This is a genomic window from Sphingobacterium sp. UDSM-2020, assembly GCF_016132525.1.
Classification (GTDB): Bacteria; Bacteroidota; Bacteroidia; order Sphingobacteriales; family Sphingobacteriaceae; genus Sphingobacterium; species Sphingobacterium anhuiense.
Window position 1 is genome coordinate 4,079,730 of sequence record NZ_CP066166.1, and the last position, 21,407, is coordinate 4,101,136.

General features: G+C 32.2%; 21 protein-coding genes. 12 read left to right on the forward strand and 9 right to left on the reverse strand.

Features of this window, described 5'->3' with window-relative positions; all coding sequences use genetic code 11:
• Positions 1-169: 169 nt before the first annotated feature.
• Positions 170-883 carry a CPBP family intramembrane glutamic endopeptidase gene (locus JAZ75_RS26230; RefSeq protein ID WP_208696933.1) on the reverse strand — a complete coding sequence of 238 codons (714 nt, stop codon included), beginning with the start codon at positions 881-883 and terminating at the stop codon, positions 170-172.
• Between the two features lie 97 nt (positions 884-980).
• Positions 981-1,367, reverse strand: a complete 387-nt coding sequence (locus JAZ75_RS17175; RefSeq protein ID WP_208696935.1) for a GNAT family N-acetyltransferase — start codon at positions 1,365-1,367, stop codon at positions 981-983.
• A gap of 222 nt (positions 1,368-1,589) precedes the next feature.
• Between JAZ75_RS17175 and JAZ75_RS17180 the strand changes: the two genes are divergently transcribed.
• Positions 1,590-2,672, forward strand: coding sequence for a S41 family peptidase (locus tag JAZ75_RS17180; RefSeq protein ID WP_208696937.1), 1,083 nt, complete (start codon positions 1,590-1,592; stop codon positions 2,670-2,672).
• Between the two features lie 140 nt (positions 2,673-2,812).
• Here JAZ75_RS17180 and JAZ75_RS17185 read toward each other — a convergent pair whose 3' ends face one another.
• From JAZ75_RS17185 to JAZ75_RS17195, 3 genes are all read right to left on the reverse strand, one after another.
• A complete protein-coding gene (locus JAZ75_RS17185) occupies positions 2,813-3,217 on the reverse strand; it encodes a TlpA family protein disulfide reductase (RefSeq protein WP_232789449.1) in 405 nt (134 codons plus the stop codon).
• Between the two features lie 742 nt (positions 3,218-3,959).
• On the reverse strand, positions 3,960-4,418 hold the full coding sequence (locus tag JAZ75_RS17190; protein ID WP_208696941.1) for a hypothetical protein: 459 nt from the start codon (positions 4,416-4,418) through the stop codon (positions 3,960-3,962).
• A 58-nt stretch (positions 4,419-4,476) separates the two neighbouring features.
• Positions 4,477-5,346, reverse strand: a complete 870-nt coding sequence (locus JAZ75_RS17195) for a tetratricopeptide repeat protein (RefSeq protein ID WP_132767246.1) — start codon at positions 5,344-5,346, stop codon at positions 4,477-4,479.
• A gap of 214 nt (positions 5,347-5,560) precedes the next feature.
• Here JAZ75_RS17195 and JAZ75_RS17200 point away from each other — a divergent pair, with 214 nt between their 5' ends.
• The 3 genes from JAZ75_RS17200 (at position 5,561) to JAZ75_RS17210 (ending at position 7,589) form a co-directional block, all read left to right on the forward strand.
• Positions 5,561-6,010 carry a nuclear transport factor 2 family protein gene (locus JAZ75_RS17200; RefSeq protein ID WP_208696943.1) on the forward strand — a complete coding sequence of 150 codons (450 nt, stop codon included), beginning with the start codon at positions 5,561-5,563 and terminating at the stop codon, positions 6,008-6,010.
• Between the two features lie 220 nt (positions 6,011-6,230).
• Positions 6,231-7,121, forward strand: coding sequence for an Rpn family recombination-promoting nuclease/putative transposase (locus JAZ75_RS17205; RefSeq protein WP_208696945.1), 891 nt, complete (start codon positions 6,231-6,233; stop codon positions 7,119-7,121).
• A 147-nt stretch (positions 7,122-7,268) separates the two neighbouring features.
• A complete protein-coding gene (locus tag JAZ75_RS17210; protein WP_208696947.1) occupies positions 7,269-7,589 on the forward strand; it encodes a heavy metal-binding domain-containing protein in 321 nt (106 codons plus the stop codon).
• A gap of 6 nt (positions 7,590-7,595) precedes the next feature.
• Here the strand turns inward: JAZ75_RS17210 and JAZ75_RS17215 are convergent, their stop codons facing one another.
• A complete protein-coding gene (locus JAZ75_RS17215) occupies positions 7,596-8,411 on the reverse strand; it encodes a hypothetical protein (protein WP_208696949.1) in 816 nt (271 codons plus the stop codon).
• A gap of 479 nt (positions 8,412-8,890) precedes the next feature.
• On the opposite strand from JAZ75_RS17215, the gene JAZ75_RS17220 reads away from it, so the two are divergent.
• From JAZ75_RS17220 to JAZ75_RS17255, 8 genes are all read left to right on the forward strand, one after another.
• Positions 8,891-9,340 carry a nuclear transport factor 2 family protein gene (locus JAZ75_RS17220; RefSeq protein WP_208696951.1) on the forward strand — a complete coding sequence of 150 codons (450 nt, stop codon included), beginning with the start codon at positions 8,891-8,893 and terminating at the stop codon, positions 9,338-9,340.
• Between the two features lie 199 nt (positions 9,341-9,539).
• Positions 9,540-11,729, forward strand: coding sequence for a right-handed parallel beta-helix repeat-containing protein (locus JAZ75_RS17225; protein ID WP_208696953.1), 2,190 nt, complete (start codon positions 9,540-9,542; stop codon positions 11,727-11,729).
• Between the two features lie 389 nt (positions 11,730-12,118).
• Positions 12,119-12,442 carry a heavy metal-binding domain-containing protein gene (locus tag JAZ75_RS17230; RefSeq protein WP_208696955.1) on the forward strand — a complete coding sequence of 108 codons (324 nt, stop codon included), beginning with the start codon at positions 12,119-12,121 and terminating at the stop codon, positions 12,440-12,442.
• Entirely contained in the window at positions 12,405-13,163 is a 759-nt protein-coding gene (locus JAZ75_RS17235; protein ID WP_208696957.1) for a hypothetical protein, read from the forward strand. The genes JAZ75_RS17230 and JAZ75_RS17235 overlap by 38 nt, the downstream gene beginning before the upstream one ends.
• 252 nt (positions 13,164-13,415) lie before the next feature.
• Complete coding sequence (locus JAZ75_RS17240) at positions 13,416-15,077, forward strand: DUF6035 family protein (protein WP_208696959.1); 1,662 nt, start codon at positions 13,416-13,418, stop codon at positions 15,075-15,077.
• A 139-nt stretch (positions 15,078-15,216) separates the two neighbouring features.
• Positions 15,217-16,749, forward strand: a complete 1,533-nt coding sequence (locus JAZ75_RS17245) for an ATP-binding protein (RefSeq protein WP_208696961.1) — start codon at positions 15,217-15,219, stop codon at positions 16,747-16,749.
• Between the two features lie 115 nt (positions 16,750-16,864).
• Positions 16,865-17,044, forward strand: coding sequence for a type II toxin-antitoxin system HicA family toxin (locus JAZ75_RS17250; protein ID WP_208696963.1), 180 nt, complete (start codon positions 16,865-16,867; stop codon positions 17,042-17,044).
• 37 nt (positions 17,045-17,081) lie between these two features.
• On the forward strand, positions 17,082-17,483 hold the full coding sequence (locus JAZ75_RS17255; RefSeq protein ID WP_208696965.1) for a type II toxin-antitoxin system HicB family antitoxin: 402 nt from the start codon (positions 17,082-17,084) through the stop codon (positions 17,481-17,483).
• On the opposite strand, the gene JAZ75_RS17260 is transcribed toward JAZ75_RS17255, so the two are convergent.
• The 3 genes from JAZ75_RS17260 to JAZ75_RS17270 are packed head-to-tail and all read right to left on the reverse strand — an operon-like array spanning position 17,480 to position 21,405.
• Entirely contained in the window at positions 17,480-17,947 is a 468-nt protein-coding gene (locus JAZ75_RS17260; protein ID WP_208696967.1) for a hypothetical protein, read from the reverse strand. The genes JAZ75_RS17255 and JAZ75_RS17260 overlap by 4 nt on opposite strands.
• A 60-nt stretch (positions 17,948-18,007) precedes the next feature.
• Positions 18,008-19,591 carry an RNA-directed DNA polymerase gene (locus JAZ75_RS17265; RefSeq protein WP_208696969.1) on the reverse strand — a complete coding sequence of 528 codons (1,584 nt, stop codon included), beginning with the start codon at positions 19,589-19,591 and terminating at the stop codon, positions 18,008-18,010.
• 5 nt (positions 19,592-19,596) lie between these two features.
• A complete protein-coding gene (locus JAZ75_RS17270) occupies positions 19,597-21,405 on the reverse strand; it encodes a UvrD-helicase domain-containing protein (protein ID WP_208696971.1) in 1,809 nt (602 codons plus the stop codon).
• Positions 21,406-21,407: the final 2 nt, after the last annotated feature.

Sequence of the window (21,407 nt, forward strand, 5' to 3'; positions counted from 1 at the left end):
GTAAATTGACCAAAAAGGGTGACTGTCAGTAATTTTACGTTTAATTCTATTTGAAGTTAATAATTTTGATTGATATATTTTATTTTTAAGCTATCATTTAGGTAGAAAAGTTTATTTAATGTTTTGATTAGTTGAAGATTCCAGTTTTCGATCAATTCTAAAGCATTTTTCATGAGACATATTTGATTGATAAAAGAAGAGAATTATATAAAATGTGAAGGATACAACAGTATATAAATCCGTATCTGACTCTTGCGTAACCCAAGATAAGTCCACTGGTGAAATAGAATGCAAATACAAGAGGAAGTAATAGTATAATCTCCAAACTTATTTCATAGTGTCTATAATGTAGAATTGAAAAAAGAACTGCTGACAGAAGAATAATCTTACGTTGATTATTCTTCCAGAATCTTTCTAATGAATCTTGATTTTTTGATTTAATAAAGTAAAATATAAAAATAGATTCCAGTATTGAAATAGAAAGCCAGCGATAATTCTCGTACCAAGGCAAATTAAGATTACTTCCAAATAATTTGTAAATAATGATCCCAGAAGCAATAGATAGAGACCAGGATATATATATTCGGTTATAAACAATCCATAATCTCCCAACTAATTCTTCAATAATTGGAATAATAAAAGCTAGGGAAAGAGCACTGATTAAATTTTGATTAGCAGAAGAGTTTTTTATTCTAGGCCAATCATTGATTAATCCCGATGAGACTAAAAGAATAGGTATGATCAATTCAAAAATAAATAATGCAGCGAAATTCATAACTAATAGAAAGATGCAGCCTATTAGCTTCTGTTTAACGGAAAACGCCTCATTACATTCTTTATTAGGTTTTAAATAGAACCAAAAAAATTTTTTGATATAATTCATTCAATTTATTTTAAGGATGGGAAGATCTCTATGCGATCATTGTGAAAATCTAAAATTGTTTAACATCATCCCATGGGTGGTATCCCTGTCCAATGTACTAAAATCCTAATTTCTCATAATATCCGATATGGTCAGTGGAGAGATTTAGATATGAAAAGCCAATTTTTTTTGTATCCATCTTAGCCTGTTCGATAAGTAGGTTTCCATAATTCTGGCCTCTGTACTGCTCATCAATGAATAGCGCACACAACCAGAGATACAAATCCAATCGGCTAATGAAATCATTTGTAATCAAGTTTGCACAACCGATAATTTCATTATCTTTCCCTAGAGGATACCATTGTGATAGTGTTTGCGGAGCATTTATACAGTTTGAAATGCAATCTTCATAGATAATTGGTAATACTTCAGACCAACTATTTTGGAAGTATTGGATTGCTTTCTCTTTATATTCTGGATTTTCTCTTCCGGAAATTATTTTCATTTTATCTGTGTTCTTGTATGTAAATACTCGTTATATGTTCTGTTCATTATTCTTTTTATTTATAAAGCGTACACAAATTAGGATTGAAGAATGATTTTGGTTCTCTTATAGCTTTGTCACCACTTTTAATTTTTTTTTATGAAAATTAATGAAATAAATTTAATCACATGATGTAAAAATTTATAAAATTTTTATACTTTCGACAATTAACTGAACCATTTTATGAAGAAAAAACTATTATTTGCTATAACGACATTTATATTATTGAATTTTAACGCACAAGCTCAAAATAAAGATGTCCAAAACATTGTACTACGATTTTTAGACTCCGTACAAACCAATTCTTATATGAGTCTGAATGTGAAATGGGATTCTGTTCGTCCAGATTTTATAGAACAAACTAAAAATATTAATGATCTCAAACCTCATTTAACTTCCTTTATCAAAACATTGAAAGACGGTCATTCATCAGTTATATTTTTGAACAAAGAAGAAGATAATACAGAAGAATCCAAGTTTGCTTTTTACAAATTAATTGGAACAACTACTGACGCGGAGGCAGGTCTTCCTCCCAAAAACTTCCAACATCGCATACTTCAAGATAAATATGCTTATATTAATATACCATCGGTAGCTCTTGAGAATCGTAAATTTGTGGATACCATTGGAATACAATTAAAAGAGTTGGATGCGAAAAATCCAAAAGCGTGGATTATAGATTTAACCGAAAATAACGGCGGAAATATTATGTCTATGATTTGGCACTTTCCAACATTAATTGATGTGAATCATTGTTATTCGTATTTTAGTCGTACTAAAGATGAAAAAGTTTCGACAAGGTTTATTGAAACAAGTCCTGATGATATAAAAGTTGCTCAATTGATAAACTTAGAATATGAAAAAGTCCTACCTATAAGTATTAAGAATAATAATGTGCCAATTGTGATTCTGACGAGTCAAATAACGGCTAGTTCAGGAGAATTATTTGCGGCTTATTTCAAAGGTCAAAAAAATGTGAAATTAGTAGGTCAAAAAACAACTGGTTTGACCTCTAACAATAGCCCTATTGATATTGGCGGAGGTATTACTATAAATTTAACAACTTCTGTTTTGAAAGATCGAAATGGAAAAATTTATAAAATTGGTGAAGGAATTGATCCTGACATTCAGTTGAATATTGATTATGCAAAACAGGAAGGAAAAACAGATTTGACCTATCAAGAATTGAGTCAGGCTATAAAAAAGAACAAACAAAAATATTTGGATGAAGCTATCAAGATTTTGGGAAATGATAGCTTCAAATAATATAATGCTTAATTAATATTGCTCATTATATTGCCAAGTCTAAGTACTTAAAAAAAATAGATACCAAATTATAACAATGAATTAATATGACTAACCAAATTAAAATCGAACAATTATCAGCGATATTAGAGGTGTTGCAGTTAGCTGAAAAATTGAAATTTGTCTACTGAAATTCCTACAATTGAGAATCCATTTTCTTTATGCGTTCTAAATAGTTCCGCCAGCACAGGAAATTGCGCGATACATGGTCCACAGTTACTATACCAATAATCAATTAAGGTAAATTTATTATTGTTAATTAGGGTATTAAGATCAGTAACTACATTATTTCTGTTTGTCAGAGAAAACTTTGGAAACTCGTTTCCAATAGATCCCTGTTCAGCTTTCTTTAATTCTAAATCCAAGATTTGGCCGATCTTACTATTTCTTAGGTTAGTGTCTAATCCGTTATATATTTCACGAAAAATTGGTCGATTTCCAAATGGTAAAAGGTGGGCTACTTTATAAAGGGGAACATAAGAGCTTGAGTAGTCCTTTGCTATCATACTCACAACCGTATCGGTATTATTATAACTTAAATTTAAAGCGAATCTTTCATCTGCATATTACCTAACTGGTGATCTCTAATGTATTTATAGATGTCATAGTTATTAGCAAAAAGATTATTATAGGCTCCATAGCATTTTCTTCCAAATATTTATCCCGTCTTATTAATTGATATTTATTTTGAAAGAGCCTTGCTTGAACAATATTTACTCCAGGATGTAATACAACAGGATTGGTTCGATAATTAGAATCTATAACAAAACTCACGTAGGCGGGATTTCGAATAACAACATTAAAAAGAATATCTTTACCATTTATTGCTTTCTCAGGCAAGGAGTCTAGATAATATTGATTTCCCAGAACTTTTTCAATTTTAACACTGTGCTGTTTCCCATCAGTAAATAGTATACTTAAGTAGTTTTTTCCTGACCAAAAGTGAGACTTCCAATTGAAGATATTAAAATGGCAAGTATTATAATTTGTTTCATTGTAATATCTTTTTTTTTTAGTTTTTAGTATTCCATTTTCTTATCTAATTGACACTCATGGTTTCGAAATCTAAATTTAAGTATGTCTGTGCGGATACTATGGATGTATTGCAGGATAGTAGGAGTAATAGCGCTAGTTTTTGTAATGGTTGCATCTTTATTTGGTCGTAGTCTATAAAATGGTAGGCACAAGATACCTATTTATCAAACTAATCTAAACTTTTAAAACCAATTTTTTTTGAAACGACTGTAACTATTCGGTTCCAAATATTTTTCCATTAAATGTATGTGTACAGCAAGCGCAAAATGGTTTCATATCTTTTGCTTTTAGATCAGGATTAGATAATTGTAAAATATTGTTATTATCAACATATAGACCTGAAAAATAGGATGACTCTCCAATCCTTACAAAGTCTTGCTTTTCGTTTTCTTTTAAAGCTACTATTGCAAATATTGGTTCATCTTTATCTAACCTAGATTTTGCTTCACTAAAAACGTCGTTCCAATCAGATCCAACTTTGGATATTAAAAATCTGTAAAGTGGTGTGTAATCTAAACCGCGCTCTTTTTTAGCAGACATCTTTCCCTTTGCTTGTTCTAATATTTCTTTTTTGCTATTACGAGTGTCTTTATAATCTCCACCAAATTTATGATGAACATTAAATGTCTTAGTATTTACTTTTCTAAATAATTTGGATTTATCTTTGTTCATGTTAAATTCTTAGCAATTAATGCACAAATTTAAAGTTGGTGACAGTTGGATTTTGTTATTATTGATATAAACCAGAACTGTCATACCTAAGTTGATAAGGATAACGTTCATAAATAGCATTATCTTCATTGATCGTGTATCCATTTTTTCGATCTAGCTCCGCTTCCTCTAGTAATTTTGAAGCAGCTTCCGTTTTACCTAGATGTACTAATGAAACAGCTTTATAATACTTCGCGTCAGAAAACTGTTGATATTTATTTAGGGTACGATCAAACGTTTTTATTGCCATATCATATTTCCCTTGCTCGTACTGGGAGATACCATAATAAAATAAATCCAGATGATGGATCCACTCTTCACCAATTCTTAGAACCGTCAAATCAATTTCTTGTTTTAAAATTGCTTCTGCTTTTTCAAATTCATTTAACTGCAATAAGCTCAGCGCTATGTAGAATTTATAGGAGTGGTCCATTATATGACCGTTACCATGCCTGGCTATAGCCTCTTCAAAGTCGACTATTGCTTCCCGATAGGTCTTAGCAAAAATACATTTTATAAATCCTCGATAGTTTAGGTAATTGTCTTTGTCATAAAAAACAGCTTTATCAAGATATTGCATGCCCATTTCATATTTTCCTTGTTTAAACAAGGGCATAGCTTTTTGTTGCCAGAGATAAGCAATCGTAGAATCTTCTTTTAAACCCATATCAATATATTTTCCCCATTCTTTTGAGTAGTAGCTGTATTGACGAGCGCTGTCTGTTAAATATTTTTCTACTATGGCTTCTTGCTTTGCTTTATCACGCTCAGGAGGAGGTTTTTCAATATTTCTGTTTTTACAACTTATTATTGTTACCGCCAAACTTAGTGACAACAGGGTATATTTTAATATGTATATGATATGATGGCTGCTATATAATCTTGGCATTTTCCTTATAAATTGAACCCTCAATATACAATAAAATAGAAGAACTTATTTGAATTTAGCATTTTGAATCGATCCTCACAACTTCACCTATCCATTTCCTTCATTCACCGAGTTTTTAGTTGGTTTAGTCTAATTGCCATAGGGTTGGGACGATTAACACCCTACTTTTGAATCAACAAATAAGATAAAACTAACAATATAACATAAAGACATTATGAAAACTTTAGCAAAAACATTCGCAGCAGCAGCCTTGATCGCAGTATCAACATTCACTATGGCAGCAGGCAATCCAGAAGTAGCAAACCCTAAAAAAGCAGTGGTTAATCTATCCACAGCAGATCTGGCCATTGATCATTACGCTGCGGTTATGATAGAAGGACAATCGGCAGGAGTAGAGCAGTTGTTTACAGCAGATTTTAGTCAAAAAGTACAAGCCTCTGAGGTGAAGACAAACAGCCGTTCAGAAGTTATCAGCTTTTTGAAAAAGCAAAAAGGAGAGCAGTTAAACTGTAAAACCCGCACCACCATCGTACAGGAGTCAGCAGACTGTATGATCGCCAAAATAACGATGCAGTTTGAAGGTTTTACCAAAACCGATCTTGTGACTTTAGTCAATGACGGTGGTAATTGGAAAGTATCCCAATCGATCAATTCTTATAAGTAATTTATTGTTTAATCATATGTTTAGTTAAAGCCACGTCGTAAGATGTGGCTTTTTTTTGTGTCCGGAAAGCAAGACTAGGTTAACAAGTTGATGCTTTTGTTGCCAGCTAGCCGACAACAAACGACTACTATCGACTACAAACGTTTAATAATCGGCTAATAATTTTAGTTTTCCTGATGTTTGCTTAGCAACATTAATTATTTAAGCAAAGCATATTATTATGAAAAAGACAAAGAGTAACGTGGGCAAGTATGTTGGTTTTAGTGGCGACTGGAGCTTTAAATTTTATTTTGGAAGAGAAGAAAATAAGCCGATTTTAATTGGATTTTTAAATGGACTCTTTGAGGGAGAGAAAGTTATTCAAGATCTTCATTATCGGCCAGTGGAGCAGGATGGCGATGTTGAAAATGAGCGTAAGGTTATTTTCGATCTCTATTGTACCGGCGTTGATGGGGAGCATTTCATTATTGAAATGCAACAGCTATATCAAGATTTTTTTAAAGATCGGACCGTTTTTTATACCTCCAGGCTTATCAATAAACTTATACCCAAGGGCTATAAGGGAAATACATACGAACTTCCCGAAGTATATTTTATTGGTATCTTAGAGTTTGAATTAGGAGAAACTGAATCCGGAAAGTATTTTTATGATGTTGCTCTTTGCGATAAGCAAAGTAATCTTGTTTTTTATGAAAAGCTTGGTTACAAGCTCTTAGTATTGCCAAATTTTAATAAGAATGAGGCTGATATAAAGACAGATATGGATATGTGGCTATATCTATTGAAAAACATGAGTAAACTTGATAAAATACCGGATTTTTTGGATAAGCGGGTATTTGGTCTTATCTTTGACATAGGCGAAGTCGCAAAATTAACACCGGAGGATAAGATGGCATACGAAGCAAGTTTAAAACATAAGCGCGATGCAGAGAATACCTATTCTACTGCTCAGCGTCTTGGACATGATCGAGGTTTAAAAGAAGGTATTGCTCAAGGCGAACACAAAAAAGCTATTCAGACGGCTTTGAATTTGAAAGAGATGGGTTTGTCTACTCAACAGATTGCCAAAGCTACAGGCCTTACCATCGACGAGATTGAAAAGCTGAAATAAATCAATTAGATCATATAAAATAAACGCATAAAGCCATTCTGTCAAGAATGGCTTTATGCGTTTATTACCAACCTTACGGCTTCCCGTATTTTTTAATCAAACTGATGCTTTATTTTCGGGCTTTTAAAACAGTATTCATCGTACACCATGATCGTTACCAGTACCAATACCATCGAGGGGAGAGAAGTCCTTCGTTATTTTGATCCCATTTCAGCAACAGCTGTTATTGGAGCCAATGCTCTGAGTGAAATCGGAGCGAGCTTGGTAGACCTTTTCGGTGGGCGCTCCCGCAATTATGAAAACAAATTACAGGAGCTATATAAGAGCGTAGTGGAGTCTTTAAAGCAAAATGCCCGTAGCTATAGGGCAGATGCTGTTATAGGCTTCAGCGTCAATATTGATGAGCTCTCGGGCAAAGGAACCCCAATCGTTTATGATCACCGTTATCGGTACATATCTATTGCTTAAACACTGTTAATAGAATTCATACGTTAACTGAGTTGTACCTTTTGTCGTTTCCAGTAAAATTTCCCCGTCCAAAAAATCATTCCACGAGATCGAATAGTCTTTATTTTCAATTTCTTTAACCTTTTCATAAAAAAGTTTACTACTGGGACGAGGGATATTCGGAGACTGAATATATTTGGTAGGTAGCCCATAATAGAAAATTAAAAACTGTTCGAGCGATTTGTAATAGCTATAATTATCATAAATACTTCGTACTTCTTTTAGGTTGTTATTCTTAATGACAATCTTTTTGATTTTTCCTTTATTGAAAAAATAATCTACGGTAGAAATATAAAATCTATCTAACCATCGTCCTCCAATATGTCTTATATGATCCTTATCATAAACGGCTACAGAGTCACTTTTATAAAAGAAATGACCAATATCTCCTATATGAGATAGCTTACCAAATTGAAATGAATAATTCTTCCTAATATTCATCGGTCTATTATCTTTATTTGCAGGAATCCATTTCGATATATTTTCAAATTTTTGTTTCAATGAGTCTATGCCATTAATATAACCTAAAGAATTTAAATCTAAAACACTGCTGTCTTTCATTGCACTGAATTCTATAATAATTCTTCCATTAGCATGTGGAAAAGCTTTCAAAAGTTCTTCATAAAACTTATATACACCAATTTTGGGCGTTGGTAGAAAGTTTTCATACGAGATAAATACAACCTCTTTATCTTCTTGGCTTTTGGCGATAAAACTTAAAGCTAATAATGAAGCAATTACAAAGCATCTAGCTAAACTATATTTAATACCGCTTGAATACATAGATTTAATTATTGTAAGTATATAGGTTAATCGTATTAAGTTACGAATAAATACCATATATACATCATGGATAATAGTTGCGAATTCTTGAGAATCCATATACATCAAAAGGGCCTAATTCTCATTAGACCCTTTATCTTGGCGTTTAACTGCACAGTAATTTTTATGTTTCTTATCGTTTCCTCTTTTTTGTTTCATCATCCAAATTGTTTTCAAGCAATTGGATTTATTTACTGTACTACGTCATTTATCGTTTTATACTTTCATGGTGAAAGTATGTTTGTTATCGCTTCGTATAATAATAACACCTGTCGAATAGAATAGTTCAAAAAAGTTTAAAATAATTTCACCTATTCATTTCGATCATTCACCGAGTTTTTAGTTGGTTTAGTCTAATTGCCATAGGGTTGGGACGATTTACATCCTACTTTTGAATCAACAATTAGAAACAAAAACTAACAATATAACATAAAGACATTATGAAAACTCTAGCAAAAACATTCGCAGCAGCAGCCTTAATCGCAGTATCTACATTCACTATGGCAGCAGGCAAACCAGAGGTATCAAACCCTAAAAAAACGGTGGTCAATTTATCTACAGTAGATCTCGCCATTGATCATTACGTTGCGGTTATGACAGAAGGTCAATCGGCAGGAGTAGAGCAGTTGTTTACAGCAGATTTTAGTCAAAAAGTACAGGCATCAGAGGATAAAACTAACAGCCGTTCAGAAGTTATCAGCTTTTTGAAAAAGCAAAAAGGAGAGCAGTTGAATTGTAAAACAAGTATCACTATCGTACAGGAGTCAGCAGACTATATGATAGCCAAAGTAACCATGCAGTTTGAAGGTTTTACCAAAACCGATCTCGTGACTTTAGTGAATGACGGCGGTAATTGGAAAATATCCCAATCGATCAATTCGTATAAGTAATATACTGTTTAATCATATGTTTAGTTAAGGCCATGTCGTAAGATGTGGTTTTTCTTTTTACCATAATTCCTCAAGATGAATTATTCAAGATGACCAACTTTTCGGTAGATCTCATTTACCGCTTAGATAACAGCTGTTCTTCTTAGATCCCCTTAGGGTTAGCTATACTTTTGTTCTACAAATTTAAAAAACATAAAATATGGCAAATCAATTTTTAATTAAGAGCACGATGGCAGATATGCGAAACCTATCTGTAAGTGAAATCGCATCATTGCAAGGCACAAACCCAACATATGCAGGAGTGGAGTTATTGGGTTATTACGAAAAAGGTGATACACCAGCTCCGATTATTTATTATCTGAGCACTACTACAGATCCTGATGATGGTGGGAGAGTAATCACTGCTACAAATGTAAAACTAGAACATAAATTTACCAACTATGTTGATACTTCCTATTTTGGATGTCAGAATTCGGGGGACTTTACGACCCAATTACAATATTTATTAAATAGCTACCGTGAAGTCAGATTAGCTAATCATGTTCATTATATAAATAGCACAATATTTTTCCCCTCTGACACGACGCTTAAGGGAAATGGAGATTCATCTGTTATTAAGGCTACCATAAATGGTGATTTTTCTATTGAAGATACTATAATTGCTGTATTTAATTGTAACAAGTCATCCTTAGTCAAGTTTAAAATTGATCAAAATGGAGAAGAAAGAGCAACTAGAATATCTCACAGTGTATTTTTGGCCAGTTGTGATGAAGTGACAGTAGAAAGCATCAGTTTTGTAAATAATGGTAGCTCAATCCAAAATGTTACTGGAGGGGTTTTATTTTTACAAGCGAAGGATACAGAAGATATGCTTCTAAAGGGCAGAATAGGATCAGTAACCAATTGTAAATTTAATAAATGTTCAATTATACAGAACACAACAGCTAAATGTAATTTTGCCATTAGAGTGCATACAAACTGGTTGGACCAGATACCAACCGAAAATTTTGTGCATAAGGTGGAAGGTAATATCTTTAATGAATTAATTATCAAAGGTGATTTCCCTTGGGATATAGTTGAATTTGCTGGTGGAGGTACGGTTTCTAATACTGTTCAAGATTGTTATATTACTGGGAAAACTACAACAGGAATAGATTTTGATAAAGGCTGCTCTTATAATTTAGCTCAAAATAATATAATCGAAAATCTTGAAATACATCCGGATTCCGAATCCATTGTAACTGGAGGATTCATATTCTCTGCTATTTCTGACAAAGGAAATCTCAACGGCTATTCTAATAATTCAAACAAGATTATTAACAATAAAATTATCAATTGCGGTCTCATGAATTTTCATGAGACCAGAGATTGTTTATTGTATCTAAGATTTAGCACTGGTAGTTTGGTATTAAACAATACTTGTATAAATTCAACTTTCACAGGGATGACATTAATGGATAATATCCATAATTGTATAATCGAAAATAACCATATTGTGACGAGTGGTCGTGGCGTTATTAATAACTTTAATACAAATTCAGGAAATATATCGAATGTTAGGATAATAAATAATAATTTTTCATTTGGTCTTTCAGGTATCAATTTAGTATGTGAAAATGTTATTAATCCTGTTACTGATATAATAATTGAGAACAACAATATTACAGTACAAAATTCCTGGTGTATTTTTGGAAATGCAAATACGTCAAATTTCTATATTAAAGGTAATGTTTTGACAAGGGGAGATGGAGAAAAAGTTAGTATATCAACGAATAGGTTTAACTTTACTGATAATATAATAAGAGGGGGAACTCCGACATATCATTTACGATTTGGTTATAGTGGTAGTGTTCAAAATAATATACTGAATGGATCAGGTGCTCCAGTAGTAACTCAAAACGGGGCAAAACCTTACTATTATAATAATTCTTGGTCTTCTAATTATCCGTTTTATAGATCTGATGCTGCGCTATTAACATCTCAGGCAAGTGAGAAGCCTACACAAGATTTCTTTGAAAATTCAGGAATCCGACTGACTACCATTTCATCGGGTATTGGATATCCTACGGCGCAAGGTATGATTGCATCGTTCATAAAAGGAAGCAACGATGCGGGTGGCTGGTTACGAAGCTTCGATATATATAAAGCCTATAATCAAGACAAATTGTATTTTAGAGGTTACAATAGCAACGGTACGCCTCGAGCATTTATAGATATGCAACCTCAGGCTACGACTACAATGAAAGGTTTCGTCAATGAGGCAGTCTCATCATTGGATTCAGCGCCTTCTCCATCTGTCGTTTATTCACAGATAGAGATGCAGGCTATTCTCACTGAGCTAAGGGATTTAAAAACAAACTTTAGAAATGCTGGGCTATTAGCACCTTGACCACTCTTTGATTTACGGCTTGTAAGATTAACATAGTAACCAAATTGCTCCCTCTGCCAGTTAGAGGGAGGCTCTTTTGTTTTAGGGCCGCAACCATGGAGGAATAGAGTTGTCGTTTTGTGCAATGCCAATCACCATGGTAAATATTCTTCCACAATTTAAGCTGTCTATACTTATTGGATTGATGATTTTGATGTGAGTTTTATCTCTCCCAGGAAGCTTTGTAAGTCTTTGTTCCGCGGATCGATCGTAGATCATAAAAATAACAAATAAAGCCATTCTGTCAAGAATGGCTTTATGCGTTTAATACCATCCTTACGGCTTCCCGTATTTTTTAATCAAAGCAATCTTTTATTTTCGGGCTTTTAAAACAGTATTCATCATACACCATGATCGTTACCAGTACCAATACCATCGAGGGGAGAGAAGTCCTGCGTTATTTTGATCCCATTTCAGCAACAGCTGTTATTGGAGCCAATGCTTTGAGTGAAATAGGAGCTAGCTTTGTCGACTTTTTCGGTGGACGCTCCCGCAATTATGAAAACAAACTACAGGAGCTATATAAGAGCGTAGTGGAGTCTTTAAAGCAAAATGCCCGTAGGTATCGGGCAGATGCAGTTATAGGCTTCATCGTCAATATTGATGAACTCTCGTGCAAAGGAACGCCGATCGTTTATGATTACCGCTATCGGTACACCTGTATTGCTCAATGAAATTAAACATATACAAGCAGAAGCGGTAGGTGGAGATATCGATGGATCAGTTATTAAGAACAAAGTCAAAGCAAGCTTGATCATAGAACGCTATACCGGTATCTATACCATGGACAATGCTACAGCCGAATTTATAGCCACATCCCGATTGACCGAATTTGTACCCCTGCTATTCAAAGCAATGAATGAAACAGGGGAGGATCAAGAATTTATAGACCGTCAGGCCACGCTCTTCCGTTATTTTGATTTCCTGGACAAAGATCAAGCTATAGCCATACTCTATGGACAGTTGCTGTCCGATGATTTAACCGGTGCGCAGTTTAAGATCATTAGCAAAGCTATCAGCAGTTCCAATCTTATCGATTACGATCAAGTGGCGAAACTGTTAGCAGGATCTTTATTAGCAAAAAAGGCGGCATTGAAGGTACTTACCTTAGACAAAGACTGGTATTCCGCTCAAGATATTGCCTATCTACAGACATTGAAAGGAGAGGGCTTGTTACAGCTATTTCCAGAAGTAGTTACCGCTAAAGAATCAAAGGGCATGTTTTCATCGGGCAAAGAGGTATGGGAATGTTTATGTGGCTCTAGCAATAAGCTGGATGCTTCAGCATGCAGTTCTTGTACCAAAGATAAACGAGGCTTCGGTGCTGAGGAATTAAAACTTGAAGCTGTGCAGAAACTGATTAACCTGAGGTTAGCGATTATTGAAGGGATTTAATGGTGAATAGAACTATTTTACTTTTTATTTTTTAATGTTTAATTTTCACGTTATATTGTGGTTGATTTTGAGAATAAAATATTAAGCCAAGAATCTAAGTTCTCTTTTTTATAATGCAATTTTCTATTTATTTCTAAAAAGGATAAAGATTATTAACCATTTCTGACCTTGAAATCTAGACTGATAAATGTTAAACAATAATTGTAAAATACCAGTTATAATTTACAGGTAAATATGTAGCATATGTAAGCTATGAAAGAAAGAGCTATAAAAAGAATTTTTGATAATATTTTAAATAAAGCGTTTGATGTTGATGAAATAATTCGAAGCCAACGCGAAGGATTTGATGTTAGAAGCTTATATAATAAAGATTTAGACAGATACTCATGCGTAGAATGTTGTCAAAATCTAGTTGTTTCCTTTAGTAGTTTGGATAATGTATATTTTCGTCATAAGTCAAGTTTTATTTATTGTATTTATAAAGATGAAAATATCAGTAATGAATTACTGAATGCTTATGAAGACGTAAGATTAGCAAAAGAAAGCCCGAGACATAAGGAATTGAAAAACCTAATTGGGAAATTATTGTATGATGAACCAAATGTTGAATTAGATTCTATTGATATAGATACCAAATTTCTAATGAAGGGTGGTGAGAGAAGGAGACCTGATGTATATTGTAAATATGATAATAAAGAAGTTGCTTTTGAAATCCAATTATCTCCATTACCACTGCATTATATACAACATCGGTATCAATTCTATAAAAAGAACAATATTTATCTAATTTGGATATTGGATATAAAGGGTTCTGCTGTAATATTAAAATCTTTTGAAAGGGATGTGAAATATATTTGGAAACATCAAAACCTTTTTATCTTGAATGAACATATAACAAGCCGTTTAGAACTAAATTGTCATTACAAAATACCTTTTAATGACATTGGTTCATATAAAGAAAAATGGTATGAAACCTCAATAAATTTTGATAAACTAAAATTTGATGAAGTAGAAATTTCCTGTTTTTTCTATGATTACTTGTGGATGAAAACAAATGTTGAGACAGAAATTTTAAAATTCAAACAAGAAGAAGTTTTACGTCTCGCTGATGTAGAAAACAAGCAAGCAAAACAAAATGCAGCAGCGGCAATATCTTCTTTAAGGGAAAAAATTAATCGCTGGAGAAATCAAGATTATAGTTTTTATAGAATGGTAGAAACTATTAGCAATTTTGATGTTTTAGAAATAGAGGAATTAAATAGGCAAATTGATCTTAACCTGGTAAAATCTGGTGTACCATTATTCCTTTATTATATAAAGGAATATGTTTGGATCAATAAGGATCCAAAAACTACAATTGTTGAGTTAATTTTATGCAGTCTAAACATACAATTTAATATAAATACCAAGGATATTTCCGGACATGGTGTTATACAATATTTGTATTTAAACAAAAATTTGTCTATACATCTTTATAAAATTCTTCCATTAGTTTTTTTACGAAAATATAAAATATCGGCCTTTGATGAAGTTTTTATTAAGGAGAATTCTTCTGAAGTAGACTTCTTAAGGTTGCATTACTTTTCATTTTGTGAAGATGATTTAGAAATAGAATTTGTTAAAGGTAAATTTAGATTTCTTCAGTTTATTGAATCTGCTATACAGATGAATATGCTTGAATCAAATCAAAGAAGTTGGGTAAAGTACATGATGCCGATTATATCTAATAACAAAGATTTATGGATATATATAAAAGATGTTTTTGAGAAAACTAGATTAGGAGACGAATTAAAAAGAGTAGATAAAAAGGGAACAGTATCAAGGAAAGTTATAGAATTTGATCTTGAAAATATTGATCAAAATATTGAAGCATATCAATTTTTGGTTAAAGTATATCCGGAAATTTTTCTTTAAACTAAATAAGCTGCTATTATGAAATAAAAGGGTTCATTCTTTAAGGTTTCCAGTATATAAAAGCAATTCTTAATTTATACTTTACATGAAATTTATGAACAATTTATAACCAAGTTATAACAATTAACAAAGCATAATTATGAAGTTAAAATCAATTATTTTAAAAAATTTTCGAGGCTATTTCCAGCCGACAACAATCAATATCGATGACCTTACGGTTTTAGTAGGTAAAAATGATATTGGAAAATCTACTGTACTAGAGGCATTAGACATCTTTTTTAATGAAGGGAAGGGTATAATAAAGTTAGATAAAGAAGATATTAACAAAACTGCCTTAGGGGGTGGAGATACTGAAATTGTTATTTCAGTTGTATTTTGTGGTTTACCAGAAGAAGTAATTTTGGATGTTACTAATAAGACAAAATTGGCGGATGAGTTTTTATTAAATTCTAATGGGGATTTTGAAGTAATCAAAAAATATCCAAATGCTGGCAAAGAGAAAGTTTTTATTAGAGCTCTACATCCTCAAAATGAGATCTGTTGTGATTTACTTCTTAAAAAGAATGCCGATTTAAAAAAGATAGTTAAAGACAACGATATTAATTGTGAAAATTTAACAGTGAATGCTGTTTTAAGAAAAGCAATATGGGATCATTTTAATGGAAATCTTAATGCAAAAGAGATAGAGATTGATGTGTCAAAAGGAGAAACAAAATCGATTTGGGATCAACTTCAAACTTTTCTACCTCAATATTCATTATTCCAATCTGATCGTAAAAATAGCGATGGTGATAGTGAGGTTCAAGATCCAATGAAGGAGGCTGTGAAACAAATTTTAGGAAATGATGGCATAATAGCTTCACTACAAGAAGTTGCTCAAAAGGTTGAAGAACATTTAAATGAAGTCGTTGCAAGTACTTTAGAAAAACTAAGAGAAATGAATTCTGATATAGCAGATTCACTTACTCCAGTTATTCCCCCAAGAGAATCATTGAAGTGGGTTGATGTATTTAGAAACGTTTCTATTTGTGGTGATCAAGATATACCAATTAATAAACGAGGAAGTGGTGTAAAAAGATTGGTACTACTAAATTTCTTTAGAGCTGAAGCTGAGAGAAGATTAAAGACAGGTAATTCGCGATCAATTATTTATGCTATTGAGGAGCCAGAGACTTCTCAACATACTAAACATCAAAAAGTACTGATTAAAGCATTTATTGAGTTATCTAAGGCTGATAACACTCAAGTTCTTTTGACTACACATAGTTCAAATGTTGTAAAAGGCCTCGAATTTGATAATTTAAGACTTATTTCAATAGATGATGATGGACATAAATTGATTTTAAATGTTGATGTTAATAGTTTGCCATATCCATCATTAAATGAGGTCAATTATACGGCATTTGGAGAGATTTCGGATGAATATCATAATGAACTCTTTGGGTTTATTGAGTCTGAGGCTTGGTTAGATGATTATAAATTGGATAAAGAGCGTAAAGCTTACAATAAAATTTTTAGAAATGGTGATATTAGAGAGGAGCAGGTAACTCTAACGGAATACATCCGTCATCAGATTCATCATCCAGAAAATAATCATAACCCTAAGTTTTGCGAAATTAATCTGAGTGATTCTATAGGATTAATGCGTAGTTATATCCAAGGTAAAAATTAAAGTAAAAAATATTTTTGTTTTGGTAGTATTTGTACTACCTTTGTGTTGTGGTATTCGAGATGTGTATGATATTTTAAGGGATAATTTATCCATATACATTTAAATTAATTTCGAGATGAAATCTAGTGAATTCCACAAGTTTTTACGTAAAAAAGGCTGGAACCTTATCCGCAGTAGTGGATCTCATTATATTTATGAGAAGGATGGAAGAAAATGTTCTGTTCCATATCATGGAGGTAAAGAGATGGGAGAAGGACTTCGTAAAACAATCATGAAGGATCTAGGGCTTAAATAAGCCTTAGATCCCAAATGAAAACAGAAAGGAGCAAAATATGAAAACTTTAAAAATTGTTATTGAGCGTAGTGCAGATATGTTTAGTGCCTATGCAGAGAATGCAGAAGGCATCTATGGCGGTGGCGATACTGTTGAAGAGGCAAAACAATCTATCTTAGATGCTATTAAAATAATTACTGAAGAGTTTACTTCAGAGAATATACCTTCCATTCTAAAAGGCAAATATAATATTGTGTATCACTTTGATGCAGAGAGTTTTCTTACCTATTACAAGGGCATCTTTACCAATTCTGCTTTAGAGAAGATTACAGGCATTAATCAACGTCAGTTGCAACATTACTCGTCGGGGCTCAAAAAACCGCGTCAACCCCAGCTTAAGAAGATTGAGGATGGGTTACATCGACTTGCAGCGGAACTACAGGCCGTAGAGTTAGTTTAATATTTAATCTGAGAATTCATTTTATATTTTAGACTGTCCATTTCTAATATATTAATAGCTAATATTGAGAATGAATGAATAAATTTAGTGCGTTTGGTATACTTCGAAAATTTAGCGCCACTTAAATTAATGTGAATATTCTCAGACCAAATTAATATATTTGATTTCTCTAAATCAAATAATGATTCGTGTGCTATTTCGTTTCGAATTAAGTTTAATCGATCTAAACACTCAATAATAAAATTATGCTTAAACTGGTTTTCAAAGGTTAGTTCTTTAAAAATCTGTAATTTTTTGTAAAATGACATATCAGTATATTTTTTATTTTCGAACTCAGATAGGAAATCGGTAAGTACGAAATCTAATATGACATGTCCCTTAAGAATAATTAACTCATATTCCTTTTTATCAACTAAGTATCCCCATACAGCTAATTCATATAATGCTTTAATATTACTCTTCATGAATTAAGTCAATTATAATGAACGTGTAATTGATATAAAATTACTGTGTAGTTTCATAATTTACATCATTGGTCTATAGCCAAAAGGGCCAGCATAATGGGGTGAGGGCTCAAATATTGGTTCAACTGTTTCTTCGGGTCTTGAAGTGAATGTATCATCATAGAATGAAATATTCATTTCTCTCATCAACTTAAAAAATTTATTATCTAATATTGGATCAATTTCAGGATCGATCCAACCTTTTAAAATTGACTCATAAATTAACAACCATTTTTCACCATTTAAATCCTCTAACTTGATGATTTCTTTAATGCTATTAACATTAAACGCACGATTTATCAAACCTTTTGAATTGAGATCAAGCAATATTAAAATTGATACAGAGTCTCCTGATTTCACAATCATATCAGCTCTAGATTTGGTTAGTTTAAAAGAAAACTCTTTCATTAACCATAAGGCCCATGTCACTTCGTAATTATGATTGTTTCCAATATTTGTGTCTATTATTTTCCCTAAAATACCTTTAAAAGTATTTTTATCTACTCTTCCTTCATTTTTAACGAAAATCTTTGCTATAGGTTCCATTGCTTTTGGCTCGACCAGCAGGATTTTAAAAAGTATAGCTTGGAAGATATCCCAATATTCATTTTGTATTATTTTTTTTGATAAGATTTGAGTAGCGTAAAATAATATTGAGTCATTTGGATATTTCTTATAAAGATCAAAGGTGATAGATGCAAATCTCTCTATATCTGTTCCTTGTCCTGAAAATTCTCTTATTTTGAAAGTCGATAGTTGAGATGTCCATTTATTTTCAAATTCAAATATTTTTTCTGTAATAATAGTTTTTTCTTCATTAAGCTCTAACTGATGTTCTGTTAATAATATTTGGTATTTTTTTATAAAGATCTCAGCATCTGATAACTTATCGCAATAAGCGTATAGGTCGTCAATATATCGTAAAAATTTTATCTTAGGAAAAGTGGACTGTATAGTTTTATCTATTTCGCTATGTATTAATTCAGATATAATTAACGATGTATCTGGTCCAATTGGTATTCCAATAGTTTGTCCATAATTTCCTTCGCGGAGAATCTTGTCTAATTTGTTTCCTAATAAATTTTTATCAGTCCTATTTTGTTTTGCCTCCATTTTTCCATGAAGTGCCCAAGGAATAGAGTGAGTATAAATGCTGTTATAAAATCTTGAAATATCAGTTTTCACTTCAAATAGCATGTCTGCGGAAGATATTAAACGCTCTTTTGTGAAATCTCCAAAATTTTTTTTGGTAATAAAAGCTCTATTAGAAAATGGATTATAATATGGTTTACTGAAAGATATAGTAGAGTCATTTAGCTTGTTCTGAATGTCGCTCCAATTCAAGGTTATTACTTCCGTTAATTGTATTTGAGAGAAGGGATTTGGGATATTTAAGACCCGCCTAATATATCCATTTTTAGGAATACTATATTTTATTGAGTTAGTTTCTTTATATTTTTGTTTTTCCTCTTTATTTAGCAGATTAAAAACTTTTGTCCATTTGGATCTCAATACAGAATAGTTATTAGCTAATTCCTTAGTATTGAAAGATGGAGGTAGTTCCTTTGGGAAATAACCATTTTGTAAGAGTGTGGATTCTTCCATAAATATTATTGATTATTTAATTTTGAATAAGGATAGTTATATTTTAAAAGGTGAGGGGTAGGGAACTTTCCATCTGGTTTATAACGATTAATAGCACGTGAAGTTTCAGATATTAAATGAAGATTTTTTCTTGCTCTAGATGCTAATACATAAAGCATTTTCTTAGAATTAGCCGCACCATTAATGTCACTAAAATGCGGAATGTAATCGTCTAATAATGCGAAACCAATAACTGTGTCATATTCTTCGCCTTTGGTACCGTGGATAGTGGAGACTGTGATTCCATCACGCTGTCTGAATACCTTTTTGAAGTTTTCAATATCACCTATATACTCATTTCCTTCGTCAATAAGCCTCTTAATTCTACTTTCAGAACTTGCAAAAAATGAAATGAAATGTTCATCTAACACCGGGAAATTGGGTAATACAATTTTAAGCTTTTCGCAAATTTGATTAAAGAAAGTCCTTAGATAAGTTAATCCATCTGTTTCAATAATATCCAAAGAATTACAAATTTTCAAAAACTTCTTACTAGTCACATTTGAAACATCAACTCCTGAAAAATCCAATTCATTTAATATTTCCTTGCTCCACCTTAATCTTCTTACATACATAAAAGGAGAGGGTTCCGTCAATGCAACTCTTGAAACTTTGAACCAAAAATTATCAATATCCCGAGAAAATGGTGCCATTCCTGGTCCGTCAAAACTAAAATCAGGAAGTCTGATGATCAGCTTTCTTGTAATGCTTGCTATGTGCACCCATTGTGGTGCGGTGATGCATATTTCATTGGGGCTAATTCCTGCTTTTTCAACATTAAATATTATTAATTGAGCTAATTCTTCAACTAAATCAGTTACTGAAATGATAGAGTTGAATGTGATTGAACTCGGATAATCTTTTCCTTTTCCAAAAGCTACAATTGGAGTTTCGAAAGTTTTATAATAATCAAAATAGCTTATGATAGCCGAAGATGATCTGTAGTTTTTTTCGAGGCTTAATGGAGTTAGTTCAAATCCTAATAATTTTTCTAATTCATCTTTGGGCATCGGATATCCTCCCAGCGAATCATAAATAGCTTGGTTTGGGTCACCTACAATTAATGTTTTTGAAGTGCCTTTGTTTATGCTTAATATTTTAGATATAATGTGATACTGTATTTCTTTGGTATCCTGGTACTCGTCAATTAAAATAAATGGAAATAGTTTGGATAGAATATTAGCTATAAGCGGTTTTGCTTTGAGTATTTCATATGCAAAGAATAAAATTTGTTCAAAATCAATCTGTTGATTTTTTTTGAGGATACTAAAATATTCCGATAGAATTTTTTGTAGAGATTTATGTTTTTTTTTATCCAGACAGGTTAAGGAAAAATTATCTGTTCTGGCAAGTATGCCACAGTCATAATATGTTATTTTTTCTTCTTTATAGGGTAGACATAATTCGGTTAGAATCTTTTCTGAATCAAAGGAATTGATAACTTTAAAGCCGTTTTTCAATCTTTCAGAATATAAATGATATGGTTTTAAAATCCATTCCATACAAAAGGAATGGATAGTGCCTATCCATAGTTGTGTTGTATCTACGCCTAATAATTCAACTCTTTCCTTGATTTCCTCAGATGCTCTGTTAGTATATGTTATAGCAATTACGAACTCCTTGTCGGACTTCAATCTGCTTAATTCATACGCAATTTTGAATGTCAGGGTTCTTGTTTTGCCACTACCGGGACAAGCAATAAGAAGTACGCTGTTGTTTTCAAGAATTGCATCTTCCTGTTCTTTATTGATACTATCTTTTCCCCAAATAAACATAA

Coding starts and splice junctions, on each gene's coding strand:
- JAZ75_RS17215 (WP_208696949.1), bottom strand. CDS start 8,411: ATGTATTCAAGCGGTATTAAATATAGTTTAGCTAGATGCTTTGTAATT.
- JAZ75_RS17230 (WP_208696955.1), top strand. CDS start 12,119: ATGATCGTTACCAGTACCAATACCATCGAGGGGAGAGAAGTCCTGCGT.
- JAZ75_RS17245 (WP_208696961.1), top strand. CDS start 15,217: ATGAAGTTAAAATCAATTATTTTAAAAAATTTTCGAGGCTATTTCCAG.
- JAZ75_RS17235 (WP_208696957.1), top strand. CDS start 12,405: ATGATTACCGCTATCGGTACACCTGTATTGCTCAATGAAATTAAACAT.
- JAZ75_RS17175 (WP_208696935.1), bottom strand. CDS start 1,367: ATGAAAATAATTTCCGGAAGAGAAAATCCAGAATATAAAGAGAAAGCA.
- JAZ75_RS17210 (WP_208696947.1), top strand. CDS start 7,269: ATGATCGTTACCAGTACCAATACCATCGAGGGGAGAGAAGTCCTTCGT.
- JAZ75_RS17185 (WP_232789449.1), bottom strand. CDS start 3,217: ATGATAGCAAAGGACTACTCAAGCTCTTATGTTCCCCTTTATAAAGTA.
- JAZ75_RS17205 (WP_208696945.1), top strand. CDS start 6,231: ATGAAAAAGACAAAGAGTAACGTGGGCAAGTATGTTGGTTTTAGTGGC.
- JAZ75_RS17270 (WP_208696971.1), bottom strand. CDS start 21,405: ATGTTTATTTGGGGAAAAGATAGTATCAATAAAGAACAGGAAGATGCA.
- JAZ75_RS17195 (WP_132767246.1), bottom strand. CDS start 5,346: ATGCCAAGATTATATAGCAGCCATCATATCATATACATATTAAAATAT.
- JAZ75_RS17260 (WP_208696967.1), bottom strand. CDS start 17,947: ATGAAGAGTAATATTAAAGCATTATATGAATTAGCTGTATGGGGATAC.
- JAZ75_RS17200 (WP_208696943.1), top strand. CDS start 5,561: ATGAAAACTTTAGCAAAAACATTCGCAGCAGCAGCCTTGATCGCAGTA.
- JAZ75_RS17265 (WP_208696969.1), bottom strand. CDS start 19,591: ATGGAAGAATCCACACTCTTACAAAATGGTTATTTCCCAAAGGAACTA.
- JAZ75_RS17225 (WP_208696953.1), top strand. CDS start 9,540: ATGGCAAATCAATTTTTAATTAAGAGCACGATGGCAGATATGCGAAAC.
- JAZ75_RS26230 (WP_208696933.1), bottom strand. CDS start 883: ATGAATTATATCAAAAAATTTTTTTGGTTCTATTTAAAACCTAATAAA.
- JAZ75_RS17220 (WP_208696951.1), top strand. CDS start 8,891: ATGAAAACTCTAGCAAAAACATTCGCAGCAGCAGCCTTAATCGCAGTA.
- JAZ75_RS17255 (WP_208696965.1), top strand. CDS start 17,082: ATGAAAACTTTAAAAATTGTTATTGAGCGTAGTGCAGATATGTTTAGT.
- JAZ75_RS17190 (WP_208696941.1), bottom strand. CDS start 4,418: ATGAACAAAGATAAATCCAAATTATTTAGAAAAGTAAATACTAAGACA.
- JAZ75_RS17180 (WP_208696937.1), top strand. CDS start 1,590: ATGAAGAAAAAACTATTATTTGCTATAACGACATTTATATTATTGAAT.
- JAZ75_RS17250 (WP_208696963.1), top strand. CDS start 16,865: ATGAAATCTAGTGAATTCCACAAGTTTTTACGTAAAAAAGGCTGGAAC.
- JAZ75_RS17240 (WP_208696959.1), top strand. CDS start 13,416: ATGAAAGAAAGAGCTATAAAAAGAATTTTTGATAATATTTTAAATAAA.